At 70.6% G+C, this 12,579-nt stretch carries 8 protein-coding genes; 3 read left to right on the top strand and 5 right to left on the bottom strand.

All coding sequences use genetic code 11. The annotated features are described in order from the left end of the window. Positions 1 to 6: 6 nt before the first annotated feature. Positions 7 to 3,192 (bottom strand): amino acid adenylation domain-containing protein, encoded by a 3,186-nt coding sequence (locus ACIA8N_RS32595; protein ID WP_365781142.1) that lies wholly within the window; start codon positions 3,190 to 3,192, stop codon positions 7 to 9. 31 nt (positions 3,193 to 3,223) lie between these two features. Next, the gene (locus tag ACIA8N_RS32590) at positions 3,224 to 4,555 is read right to left on the bottom strand and encodes a cytochrome P450 (RefSeq protein ID WP_365781141.1); all 1,332 of its coding nucleotides are present in this window, start codon (positions 4,553 to 4,555) and stop codon (positions 3,224 to 3,226) included. 218 nt (positions 4,556 to 4,773) lie between these two features. On the opposite strand from ACIA8N_RS32590, the gene ACIA8N_RS32585 reads away from it, so the two are divergent. After that, positions 4,774 to 6,105 (top strand): MFS transporter, encoded by a 1,332-nt coding sequence (locus tag ACIA8N_RS32585; protein WP_365781140.1) that lies wholly within the window; start codon positions 4,774 to 4,776, stop codon positions 6,103 to 6,105. A 153-nt stretch (positions 6,106 to 6,258) separates the two neighbouring features. Here ACIA8N_RS32585 and ACIA8N_RS32580 read toward each other — a convergent pair whose 3' ends face one another. Both ACIA8N_RS32580 and ACIA8N_RS32575 read right to left on the bottom strand, forming a co-directional pair. Next, positions 6,259 to 7,545, bottom strand: a complete 1,287-nt coding sequence (locus tag ACIA8N_RS32580; protein ID WP_365781139.1) for a helix-turn-helix domain-containing protein — start codon at positions 7,543 to 7,545, stop codon at positions 6,259 to 6,261. A gap of 223 nt (positions 7,546 to 7,768) precedes the next feature. Further along, the gene (locus tag ACIA8N_RS32575; RefSeq protein WP_365781138.1) at positions 7,769 to 8,557 is read right to left on the bottom strand and encodes an alpha/beta fold hydrolase; all 789 of its coding nucleotides are present in this window, start codon (positions 8,555 to 8,557) and stop codon (positions 7,769 to 7,771) included. Positions 8,558 to 8,930: 373 nt separating this feature from the next. On the opposite strand from ACIA8N_RS32575, the gene ACIA8N_RS32570 reads away from it, so the two are divergent. Further along, complete coding sequence (locus ACIA8N_RS32570; protein ID WP_365781137.1) at positions 8,931 to 9,146, top strand: hypothetical protein; 216 nt, start codon at positions 8,931 to 8,933, stop codon at positions 9,144 to 9,146. A gap of 104 nt (positions 9,147 to 9,250) precedes the next feature. Beyond that, positions 9,251 to 9,403 (top strand): hypothetical protein, encoded by a 153-nt coding sequence (locus ACIA8N_RS32565; RefSeq protein WP_365781136.1) that lies wholly within the window; start codon positions 9,251 to 9,253, stop codon positions 9,401 to 9,403. A 45-nt stretch (positions 9,404 to 9,448) separates the two neighbouring features. Here the strand turns inward: ACIA8N_RS32565 and ACIA8N_RS32560 are convergent, their stop codons facing one another. Next, positions 9,449 to 12,493 (bottom strand): BTAD domain-containing putative transcriptional regulator, encoded by a 3,045-nt coding sequence (locus ACIA8N_RS32560; RefSeq protein ID WP_365781135.1) that lies wholly within the window; start codon positions 12,491 to 12,493, stop codon positions 9,449 to 9,451. Between the last annotated feature and the right edge of the window lie 86 nt (positions 12,494 to 12,579).

Here is a 12,579-nt window from a genome sequence, read left to right as displayed (position 1 = left end):
CTCTTCTCAGGTCGAAAGGGCGTGGTCGTCGGCGCGGAGCAGCGCGGCCAGTTCGTTGATGGTGGAGAAGGCGTAGAGATCGGCGACCGTGAGGCGCCGGTCCGGCAGCGCGTTGTCGAGGATCGTGTGCACGCGCACCAGGCTGAGCGAATCGCCGCCCACGTCGAGGAACCAGTCGTCGGGTCCGAAGTCCCGGTGCCCGAGCACCTCGTGCCAGGCCTGGGCGATGATGTCCTCCATCGAGGCGACACCCGTGCAGGGCAGCTCCTGCGCATGCGCCTGCTGCTGGTCCTTCTCTTCCAGTACGCGGCCGGGGTGCGCCGCCTGTGCCGGCGGGGTGGCGGCGGTGCCGACGGGGGCGGCTCCCGCCGTCAGCGCGGCGATGTCGATCTTGCCGTTCTTCGTCATGGGGAGCTCGTCGACCACCGTCCACAGATGCGGGACCGAATAGGCGGGCAGCGTGCGGGAGACGAAGGCCCTCAGCGCGGCGGCCTGCGGGGTCACGCCCTGCGGGGTCACGGCGGCGAGGATCTGCTTGTCGCCGTTGCCGACGGAGACCACGACGACGGTGGCGTCGTGCACCTCCGGGTGTTGACGCAGGAGCCGGGCCACACTGTCGGGTTCGATCCGGAAGCCGCGGACCTTCACCTGGCTGTCGCGGCGTCCGTGGAAGCGCAGGTTACCGTCGGCGTCCCAGCGCGCGAGGTCGCCGGTGCGGTAGAAGAGACGTCCGTCGTCGTCGGTGCCGAACGCGCGAGCGGTCTCGTCCGGCATGCCCACGTACCCGAGGGCCACTCCTTCGCCGAACGCGACCAGTTCGCCGATTCCGCCCGGTGGCACGGGGCGCCCCGTACCGTCGAGGATCTTGATGCCGGTACCCAGGATCGGCCGCCCGATCGGCAGGGCGCCGCCGGTGACGCCGGCGAGGTCGTCGATGTGGTGGGCGGCGGTGATGGTGGTGTTCTCGGTGGGCCCGTAGCCGTTCGTCACCCGGATTCCCGGACAGGCGCGCACGATGGCCGCCACGTGCGGAGGAGAGATGACGTCGCCGCCGGTCATCAGCTGGACGAGACCGCGGAAGGCGTCCGGACGGAAGTCCGCCACCAGCCGGAAGAGACCGGACGTGAGGAACATCCCGGTAACCTCGCGCCGCTCCAGGAAGGTCGCCAGTGCGTTGGGGGTCACATGGGCGTCGGGGTGGACCTCGATCGTTCCGCCCGCCAGCAGCGGGTAGAAGATCTCGATGGTGGAGGCGTCGAACGCCAACGGGGCCAGGCGGACGTAGCGTTCGTACGCCCCCGCAGGGAACAGCTCCGTGTCCAGGGCGAGTCTGACGACGCCGCGGCAGGGAACCATTGCGCCCTTCGGGACCCCGGTCGTACCGGAGGTGAAGGCCACGTACGCGGCGCGTTCGGGGTCCGCCGGTGCGGCGGCGGGCGCCAGTCCCGTCCGCGGCGGGTCCGCGGGATCGACGACCGCCATCGCGATACGGCCTTCCGTGGCCGGACCCAGCGCCGCGAGCCCGTCGGCTGTGCCGAGGATCACCCGTACCCCGGCCCGTTCCAGGATCGACGAGGTCGTCCTGGCGGGGCTGCCGGAGTCGATGCCGACATAGGCCGCACCCGTCCGGAGAATCGCCAGGACGGCGATGATCTCCTCGATGGAACGGGGGGCGACGAGGGCCACCCGGTCGCCCTCACGGACGCCCGCCTCGCTCAGCAGGGCCGACTGGGCGGTGACGGCGGCCATCAGCCGACGGTAGGTCACCCTGCGGTCCGGGTCGCCGTCCCGGACGGCGACGGTGTCCGGACGGCGCTCCGCCGCTGCCTCGATCAGCTGCCACAGTCCCTCGGTGGGCTCGGTACCTGTGCCCTGCTCCCACTGGTCCAGCAGTCGGCGCTGGGCGCCGGTCACGGTGGTGATCGCGGCCAGCGGGCCTTCCGGGTCGGCGGCCATGTCGACGAGCGCGCGGTCGAAGCCACCGGCCAGCGAGGTGGCCTCGCCCGGCGTCAGTACGGTGGTCGCGTATTCGAGTTCGAGCGCGGCAACCGGATCCCAGGACATCACGTGCAGCATCGCGTCGTACATCGTGCCGCCGGTGTGGCCGATGCGGATGCTGAAGCGCACGTCGCCCGCGGTCAGCGTCGCGGGCAGTACGTCGTTCTGCGCGGCGAAGACGATCTGCGCCAGGGGGTTGCGGGCCGGGTCCGCGCCCGTCGAGAGTGCCGTGGCGATGTCCTCGAAGGGGACGTCACCGTGCCGGAAGGTGTCCCGCAGCGCCCGGGCCGTCAGCCGTACGTAGTCCGCGACGCTCGCCTCCGCCGGTGTTTCGCAGGCGATCGGGGTGAGACCGGTAGCACCGCCGATGACCTGCATGGTGGTGCGGGAAGTCCGGCCGTTCGTCGGCACGCCGACCACCAGCCGGTTCTGTCCGGCGCGGCGGGCGACCGTCAGGGCCCAGGCCGCCAGGAGGACGACATTGCGGCTCACCTTCAGGGTGCTCGCCAGCTCGACGCATCCCGTCCGGGCCGCCTCGGTGAGCAGGAAGGGAACCCTGGCCCCCGTGAAGGCACGGGTCTGCGGACGCTCCAGATCACCCGGCAGTTCGACGACGGTCGGCCAGCCTTCGAGCAGGGCCGCGCGGGCGGCGACGGCTTCGGGAGCAACCCCGGTCCGCTCCGCCGCGACGAACACCTCCATGCCCGGCGCCTCGGCGTCTGCGGGGTCCCCGTCGGCGTATCCCTCGGCGATCTGCTCCCACAGCAGGCCGTAGCTCCAGCCGTCCAGCAGCACGTGGTGGGCGAGGACGGACAGCACCGTGCGCTCCGGTCCGGCGGCGGTGAGTACGAAGACCAGGGGCGGTTCGGCGTACGGTCGCAGCAGCTGCGGCGCCAGCGGGGAGATCAGCCTTTCGGCCAGGCCGACCACGTCCGTACCCGGCGGCTGCGGCGGCAGTTCCTGCTCGATGACCTTCGGGCCCCGGGAGCGGGCCACCCGGCGGCCGACCATGCCCGTGTCGGCGTCGCGTGTGAAGACGGTGCGCAGCGCGGAGTTGCGCCGCACGACCCGGGCCAGCGCGACGGTGAGCCGTCCGGTGTCGAGCGGACCGGTGATCTCGGCGCTGGTGAGCACGTGGAAGGGGGAGGGTCTGCCGGTCAGGGTGCCCTCGACGGAGAGCATTCCCTCCTGCACACGGGTCGCCCTGGTGTGTACGTCGTGTGACTCATCGGGAAGCACGGTGGCTGGCCTCAACTCTCTCGTGGACCGACGGAACGGACAGGGTGTCGAGTCCCCTCTCGTCCGGCGTGAAGTGGACGGGCAGGGAACTGAGCCCGGTCAGGAAGTTCGAGTGGAAGTGCTGGACCTCTCCGGTGACCTCGATCTCCGCGACACAGGTCCGCAGCGCGTCGAGCAACGCGGTCACCTCCACCCGCGCCAGATGGGCGCCGAGGCAGAAGTGGGGTCCGTAACCGAAGGTGAGGTGCTTGTTCGGGGTACGCCCCAGGTCGAAGGTGTCGGGGGCGGTGAAGACGCTCTCGTCGCGGTTGGCCGAGGAGTGCCACACGGTGACGATGTCGCCTGCCTGGATCTCCTGGCCTGCCAGCACGACGCGGTTCAGTGCGGTCCGGCCGAAGTGCATGGTGGGTGAGGCCCAGCGCAGGGCCTCTTCGGCGGCCGAGTCGAGGGTGACACTGCCCTCCCGCAGGCGCCGCCACTGCCCGGCGTCACCGGCCAGCATGTGGACCACGTCGTTCATGGTGAGCCGGCTGGTCTCCTCGCCGCCGAGGATCAGGCTGTAGCAGTTGAGCACCACCTCGTCCCGGGTCAGCGGCTTGCCGTCCACGAGGCTGTTGGTGAGGACGGTGATCACGTCGTCGGTCGCGTGGCCCCTCCGCTGTTCCATGAGGTCGGCGAAGTACAGCAGGATGTCGCTGCGTGCGGCCCAGGCCTCCGGTACGGACTGGCCGGCCGTGTCGGAGCTGAGGGCGGCCCGGGTCCGCGACAGCAGGAACTCCCTGTCGCTGTGCGGGACTCCGAGCAGGTCGGAGATGGTGGAGATCGGGATGTTCTCCGAGATCTCGGTGGCGAAGTCGCACTCGCCCCGGCGTACCGCGTCGGCGACCAGCCGCCGGGTGTTGGCCCGCACGCGGCGGGTCACGCCTTCCATGGCCCGAGGCGAGAACGCCTTGAGCAGCGCGTTGCGCATCTGGCGGTGCCGGGCGCCGTCGGTGACCGCGCACATGCGGCCTGCCGCCGAATCGCCTCCGGCCAGCAGCGTGACGAGTACGTTGCCCTTCTCCGACGTGTAGTTCCGGGTGTCGCGGTACACCGTCATCACGTCCTGGTACCGGCTGACGACCCAGAAGCCCGGGCGGCCCTCGGCCCCGGGGTGCCGGTGGACGGGGCGCTCCCGGCGCAGCGTTCTCCAGTAGCCGCTCAGATCGGTTCCCGCGAACGTCTCGGGGTCCGTCAGGTCGACGGCGTCGAGGGACTCGTCGGGCCAGGTGGTTCCAGAAGCCTCGGCATGCACGAAGCGACCTCCGGTGCGTGGCATGCAGGGCGCATGCGGAAGGGAATCGCCGCCGGGATTCCGGTGGCTCGAAAGGGATGCGTCGATTGGAGTCCAGGGCCTGCCACCGCCGCCAGGCAGCGGACCGGCAGATTCGCGGCCGGTGAATTGCCCACGACCTTGCCCGCGCAGTGCCTGGCCGTGAACCGGTGCACTGCACAAGGCTCCTGGCGGAGCATCGTCAGCAGAAGGAGACCCCCTCGATGGACCGGCCCGATGACAGCGCGCCCGATGACAAAGAAGTCGATGGCAGAGGAGCCGACGGCAAGGCCCCCGTCGTTTCGCTGTGGCGGAACACGGACTACCTCGGATGGTGGACGGGCAATACGCTCTCCGCGGTGGGGACGAGCGTCTCGTCCATCGCCTATCCGCTGCTGGCCCTGTCCCTCACCGGGTCGGTGACGAAAGCCGGGTTCATCGGTTCGGCGAATCTCATCGGGGTGCTCGTCACCACGCTGTGGGGCGGCGCGCTGGCGGACCGGGTGTCGCGCCGCGCCATCCTGGTGGCCGGGCCGCTCGTACAGGCGGCGGTCCTGACCGCGGTCGGCCTGTCCGTGCACAACGGTCGCATCAGCATCCCGCTGCTGGCCGTCACCGCGCTGGTGAGCGGACTGTGCTCAGGGGTCATCCTCGGTGCCAGTACGCCGTCGCTCCGGCGGATCGTTCCCAAGGAGCAGTTGGCCACCGCCAACGGGCAGGCGATGAGCCGCGACATGGCCGCGCAGCTGGTGGGACCGCCCCTGGGCGGTGTCCTGTTCGGGCTCGGCCGCAGCATTCCCTTCTTCGCCGACGCGCTCTCCTTCGTCTTCGCCGCGCTGGGGGCGCTCAACATCCGGCGTCCGCTCGGGCCCGACCGGGCGCCGGACGGGCCGCGCACCACGATGCTCCAGGACGTCGGCCAGGGGATCGGGTTCGTCCGGCGGCATCCTTTCCTGCGGTTCGTCGTGGTCATGGCGTCCCTGCTCAACATGATCGACCAGGCGTTCCTTCTGCTGCTCATCGCCGTGGTCGCGCACCGAGGCGGCGGCCCGACCGAGATCGGCCTGGTCAGCGGTGCCGCGGTGGCCGGGGCGCTGGTCGGCGCGGTGTTCGCCTCCTCGGTCATGAAGCGGGTGTCCGCACGCCCTCTGCTGTGCGTGTCGGTCTGGCTGCTGACGGGTTCCTTCGCGCTCACGGCAGTGGTGCCCGAGGTGTGGCAGATCGGCGTGGTCGTCTGCCTGGCGGGGCTGACCGCGGTCCCCGTCAACGTCATCCTGCAGACGTACGTCATGCAGCTCGTCCCCGACGAACTGCTGGGCCGGGTGGCGGCGGTGAACCGGTTCGGGGCGTACTCGCTGGAGTGGGCCGGCCCGATGCTGGCCGGCGGTCTGGTCTTCGTGTTCGGAGTGGCGGGAGGCGTCCTGGCGCTTCTCGTCCTGCTGGTTCCGCTCGGTGTCACGGTCACGGCTTCCCGGTCGCTCGACATCCTCGCCACCCCGGTCAACGAGGTGAACGAGGCGACCGCAGAGCGACCGTCCCTCCAGCCCGCGGCCTGACCGCGTGGCTCGTATCACCCGGTGGCCCGGTCGGGACAGGACGCTCGGGCGGTGGCCCGGTCGGGGCAGGAGCCTCGGGGCGGGCGCGAACAACCCCGTGGAGGTGCCTCCCTGTCGGGAGGCACCTCCACGGGGCCATGGTCCTGCGGGGGCTCACCCGCTCAGCGCCAGAGCCTGTTCCTCCGCGACGGATCTGAGGGGCTCCGCGGCCGGCGCTGCCGCCAGGAAGGCGTGGACGTGCCGCAGCATGCGGTACTCGTACCGGCTCCCCCGGTCCACCTGAAGGAGGGAGGAGTCGACCAGCTCGGAGAGCATGTCGATCGCTGCCGTGTCCCAGGCCTCCTTGCCTGCGGCCCCCCGGCCGTCCGCGGCGAGGACCTGGGCCGCGGGGAGCCGGGCCAGACCGGCCAGGAAGTCCCGCTGACGTTCGTCCAGCAGGTTCAGGCTCCAGCGGACGCTGGCCTCGACCGACTGCTGGTGGGGCAGCATCGAGTGGTCCGCCGAGCCGAGCAGCCTCCGCGCACGGCTGTCGGAGCGCAGCGTGGGCAGCGACACCATCCGCAGCCGCTGGGCCGCGAACTCGACCAGCCGGGGCAGCAGATCCAGGTCCCGGCACAGCTCGCCGAGCTGTGCGCGTTCACCGGACAGGTCCAGCGTCGGGCAGACCCTCTTCAGTCTTTCCAGCAGCAGTTCCACCGCCGCCTCCACCGTCAGCGACGGGATCTCCCAGAGGGTGACCCCGCTCCACCGCGGAGGGCGGCGGGAGGTGATGAGTATGCGCAGCTGTGGATGGCCGGCGATCAACCGGTCCACCAGCCGGTCCGTGGTTCTCGGCAGGTGCTCGGTGTTGTCGAGTACCAGCAGCAGGCGCCGTCCGGTGTCCGGCGTCCCGTCGTCGAGCAGCCCCTCGACGGCTCCCCACGCCAGCTCCATGACCGAGTCGAGGTCCAGGTCCTGTTCCGAGGGGATTCGGCCCATCTCGGCGACGGCCACGCCGTCGGCGAACAGGCGGCAGACCTTTTCGGCGACCGCCTGGGCCACCCGCGACTTGCCGACTCCGCCAGGTCCGGTCAGCACGGTCACCTGATTTTCAGTCACCAGTTCCGCTATCTGCCGCACTTCGCTCTCCCGCCCGATCATCGGTGTGCGCGGCGGTTTCGGCCCTCGCCAGACGTCCTTGCCGGGGCTGACCATGTGCATCCATTCGGCGACGGCGGAGGAGGACGAGTCCGCGCCGTCGGCGGGCAACGCATGCAATTCCCGGCGCAGGCCGGGGTCGAGAACGGCGAGGAGCATGTCGACGGAGCTGCGGCGCGGCTTGACGATCTGCCCGCGTTCCAGATTCCTGATGGTCCGGACACTGATTCCCGACAGCACGGAGAGTTCCTCCTGCGTGTATCCGCGCAGCAGACGCAAACGGACCAGTGCGTTGTTGGACATGTCAGTTCCCCCAGTTCCCTTCGTGCGGCGTTGCCGCAGGCTTCCGGCAGCGGGACGCACCAGCGGGTGCGTCGGCAAGGGGAGTATCCGTCCGACCGTTCCCGTTCGCCTCCCGCGGGGATACCGAAAGGGGCCATTCGGGGAATGGCCCCTCGCCGCGCCGCGGGGAAACACCCTGCGACGCGGCGTCCGACTGCTTCGTCCGGCCGCTTCAGCTGTGTGCTCAGCTGTGTGCGGGCTCCCTCCCGGGCCGGACTGCCGCCGGGCTGGTGGGAAGCAGTCGGCCGATCGCGGCCATCATCGCCCCGGGATCGGCGTACGGATATCCGTGGTCGCCCGGAAGCGTCGTGACGGTGAACTCCCCGGCGGCGCAACGCTCCCAGTGCGGCAGGGCATCGGGCGGCGTGACCAGGTCGTCGGCCCCGCCGAAGGCGTACAGCGGAGTGTCGATCCGCGTCGGTTGCGGCACGAGGTAGGACTCCGCGTAGCCGAGGTCCATCCGTACGGCCCGGGTGACCTCCGTCAGGAACGCAGGGTAGTCCAGCAACTCGGCGGGCAGCCCTCCGTTGTCGGACAGCCAGGTGAGCAGGGTCCGTTCGTCGCTGTGGGCGAGCCTGCGACGCGGCGGCACCTGGGGAGCCCGGGTGCCGGAGATCAGGGCGGCCAGTGGGGCGCGCACGTGGTCCCGTTCGGCCCGTACGGCAACCTCGTAGGCGAGCATTCCGCCGAAGCTGTGCCCGAACAGCAGGTACGGCATGTCGAGTTCGGGGCGCAGCCCCTCGTAGAGCGCGTCGGCCAGGGCGCCCATGCCCACCGGCATCCGTTCGCGGGCCCGGGTGCCCCGCTCCGGGAGTTCGACCGGAGCCAGTTCGACACCGTCCGGGAGGTGCGCGCGCCAGCTGGAGAACGCACCGGCTCCACCACCGGACTGCGGTATGCAGATCAGCCGTACCCGCGGCGTTCCGGCGCGGCATCTGCCGGTGATCCAGCGACTCTGGGGCTCAGGTCTCATGCTTTCGGCTCCCTGTTCCTTCTCCTGCTCGGGACGACCTCACCGGCGGTCCGGGACAGGAGCCTCCCAGTGCGGGACGGCGGGCCGCCAGGACAGAGAGGGGCAACTCAACGGCAAATGGCGGCTGTTGTGGGCGAGGTAACGCCGAGGGAGAGGAACGGTATGGCGTGCGGAGATCCTTCCACCCGGAAGAACGTTCACGGAGGAGTACCACATGACACATCCCACGCCCCCTCACGATGACGGGCTGGTGGAGATCGAACTGAGCGATGTCCTAAGGGAATTCGCGGCGACGGAGCGATGCTCCCGGAGCTCCGCGGCCTTTCGTAGGTGCGAAGGCGCCGAGCCCGGAAGGAGATTCACCATCGAGACCATGACCACGGACGGCATGCACCGCGTTGTCGCACTCCGGTCCGAGGACTGTGTGCCTGTGACCGGGGAGGACCGGGCCGTGCTGCGGTCCACGGTCACGGCTCTGCTCGATCTCACCGACCATCAGGAGGGAGCGGCACGGACCGAGGTGACCCTGTCGGCGCACGGCCCCCGCATCGCGGCGTGCTTCCTCGAAGGAGGTCACAAGACCCCCTGAATCTCCGGGGGAACGGGGGCGGGAACCGCACAGGAACCGTTCGGGAAGCCCTTCGGCGAATGTCTGTCTCGTCAGCAGGACACCAAGCGGGGGGAAGCGGAATCATGGGACGCAATCTGACGGGACTCATCGCGGTGGCCATGACGGTACTGGTTCTCGGCACGGCGGCCGCGGTGGAGTCCGGTGCGTCGGACGGGCCGGGGAAGGGATACCACGTCCTCGCCGAGGACAAGGGACCCACCGCTGTCAGGGTGTGAACTCCGCCCGAGGTCCGCACTCCGCCGCACCCTGCTCCGGTGCGGTCAGCTCCTGCGGCAGGACCCGGGAATCCCCAGTTCCGCGAACAACTCCTCGGCGGACTCGCGATGTTCGTCGGCGGTGCGTCCGTCGCCCAGTGCCCCGGCCGCCTCGGCCATGCCCGCCAGCGCGTACGCCTCCTCGGCCCGGTAGCCGACCGAGGAGGCGAGTTCGTACGCGCGGCGGTGCACGGTCAGCGCCTCGTCGTACTGGTGGTTCCTGCGGAGCAGGCGCGCGACCAGGTTCTCCACCTTGGCCCTGCGGAGCGGGGAAAGGCTCTGCCGGACAAGGGCCCGGGCCTGCTCCGTGAACTCGGACTCCTGCCGGGAGCGGCCGAGCCGGTGGGCACTCTCGGCCGACAGGGCCAGGACCAGGGCCACCTGCCCCGGCTCCCGCGTGCCGTCGCACAGCTCCCGCGCACGCGCCAGCCGTACCTCGGCCTCGGCGTACTCTTCGAGGCCGAAGTGGGCGAAGGCCAGATCGGTGAGCGCCACCAGTTCGTTCTCGTGCTGCTCCAGCCGCCCCGTGAGTTCGACGGCCCGCAGGGCCGCTTCGACGGCCTCGCGGTAACGGCCCCACTGCTCGTACAACGCGCTCAGAATGGTGAGGCTCTCGGCCTCGGCCCGGACGGAGCCCAGCTCCCTTTCCGTCGCGATCGCCTCCTGGAGGTCGGCGAGCGCCTCGGGGAAGCGTCCGAGGAGACTCTTGTACAGACCCAGCGTGCTTCCGCAGTGGGCTTCCGTGTGCCGGTCTCCGAGATACTGGGCCACCTTGCGCCCCTCCTCGGCCACCTCGATGCCCTCCGCGAAGCGGCCGAGCTTCCAGCAGGCGACGCCCAGGTTGGACAGGGCCACACCCAAGAGAGCCAGGTCGTTGAGGCGACGGGCCGCGGCGACCGCGGTCCGGCTCAGATCCGCGAACTCCTCAAGAGAGCCACGTGCGTTGAGCTGGAACGACAGATTGCGTGCCAGGCAGGCCGCATGCCGGTCGTACCCGCGTGCCTCGGCCAGGCCGACGGTGGCGAGCAAAGTGGTGTGCTCCCGCACGAACCACGCCCCGGCCTGGGCGGCACTGTGGATGTCGGGCAGTTCGGTGGGAGCCTCGGACAACCCGGTGGGCCGCCGCCGACGGCCGGGGAAGAGGAACTCGCACGACACCTCGGTCGCCGCGAGGTAGTAGTCGAGGAGCCGCCCGACCGATGTGGCGTCCTCCTCCTCGGTCGTCCCGCAGCGCAGGCCCCGGGCGAAGGCGCGCACCAGATCGTGCAGGCTGTAGAGGCCCATCTCCGGTTGCTGCAGCAGGTGGACGTCCAACAGGAACTCCAGGACGTCCTCGGCCTCCCGGGTGGCCAGACCCAGCAGCGCCGCTGCCGAGCAGAGGTCGATGTCGCCCCCCGGGTGCAGCGCGAGGACCCGGAAGGCGGTACGGCACTCCTCGTTCAGCGCCTGGTAGGAGAGTCGCAGGGTGGCGGCGACGCTGCGCTCGCCGAGACTCAGCTCGTCCAGCCTGCGGGTCTCGTCACGAAGCCGGTCGGTCAGGTACTGCACGGTCCAACGGGGCCGGTTGTGCAGCCGGGCGGCCGCGATGCGCAGGGCCAGCGGCAGGTGCCCGCAGAGCTGGGCGAGTTCCCTGGCGGCCTCGGGTTCCGCGGCGACCCGGTGTGCGCCCACCGTCTCGGCGACCAGGGCGGCGCTCTCGTCCGGGGCCAGCACGTCGACGGATATCCACTTCGCTCCGTCCAGGTCGACCAGCCGCGCACGGCTGGTCACGATGGCCAGGCAGCCGGGCGACGTGGGCAGCAGGGGGACGACGCCGGCGGCGTCCGGTGCGTTGTCGAGCAGGAGCAGCACCCGCTTTCCCGCAAGAGTGGACCGCCACAGCGCTGTGCGGCCCGGCACGTCCTCCGGGATGCTCCCTCCCGGCACATCCAGTGACCGCAGCAGGATGTCGAGTGCGGTGCCCACGGTGACGGGCAGCTCTCCGGGGGTGTGGCCGCGCAGGTCGATGTGCAGCTGTCCGTCCGGGTGGGCGGCTGCGAGCCGGTAGGCGGCTCGTACGGCCAAGGAGGTCTTGCCGCTGCCGCCCATGCCGTCGATCGCCACGATCCGACTGCGGTCGTCCGCCTCGTGCGCGCACGCCAGCAGTTCTCTCAGCTCCCGCTCGCGCCCGGTGAAGTCCGCCAGGTCGTACGGCAGGTCGCAGGGCACCCGGTGCGCGGTGGGAGGGGTGACGGCCGGAGTCACTGCCGGAGGGGAGACGGGAGCGGCAAGTTCCGGGCTCTCCCGGAGGATGCCCTCATGGAGCCGGGACAGCTCCGGTCCGGGGTCGATGCCGAGCTCCTCGGCCAGTAACTCGCGGACGGCGCCGTACTCCCCCAGCGCCTCGGCCTGCCTGCCCGACCGGTACAGCGCGAGCATGAGCTGTCCCCGGAAGGCTTCCCGCAGCGGATGGCTGGTGACCAGCTCCCGCAGTTCGACCACCAGCATCGATGCCTCGCCCAGGCGCAGCCGGAGATCGAAGTACCTCTCCGCCGCGGCCAGCCGCCCCTCTTCGAGTGCTACCGCCGAGGCGTCGACAACAGGGCCGCCCTGTCCGGAGAGCACCGGGCCCCTCCACAGCGCGAGGGCCGCGTTCAGTGCCTCGACCGCGTCGGCGGGCGCTCCCGCCGCCGACGCCAGCCTGGCGTCGTGGACCCGCGCCTCGAACTCGCACAGGTCCAGTTGGGGCACCGACACCACGGCGCGGTAGCCCGGCCCGTCGGTGACCAGCACACTGCTGCCTTGAGGAATCCGCCGGCGCAGGTCGGCGACGGCCTTGCGCACCTGATGCGCGGCGGTCGCCGGAGGCTCCTCGTCCCAGACACCGGCCACCAGACGGGAGACGGGCAGTACTTTGCCGTGCTCCAGGAGCAGCATGACGAGCACGCGCTCCTGAATCGCTCCGCCGAGCCGCAGCCGGTTCCCGTCCGTCCACACCTCCAACGGCCCGCAGATGTTGAAGCGCAACTGTCTCTCGTCCGGTTCGGTCCCTGTGGATTCCGATTCCGTCATCCGTAGCCCTCCCACGTACCCCATGGTTAGCTGGATGATAGACGCCGCGATCACGCTTGGATACGCAACGTGAAATCGGAGTCGCG

Origin of the sequence: Streptomyces sp. NPDC051822 (assembly GCF_044452745.1) — a bacterium.
Classification (GTDB): Bacteria; Actinomycetota; Actinomycetes; order Streptomycetales; family Streptomycetaceae; genus Streptomyces.
Note: the sequence above shows the minus strand (reverse complement) of the source record. Positions and strands in the feature narration are given on the sequence as shown.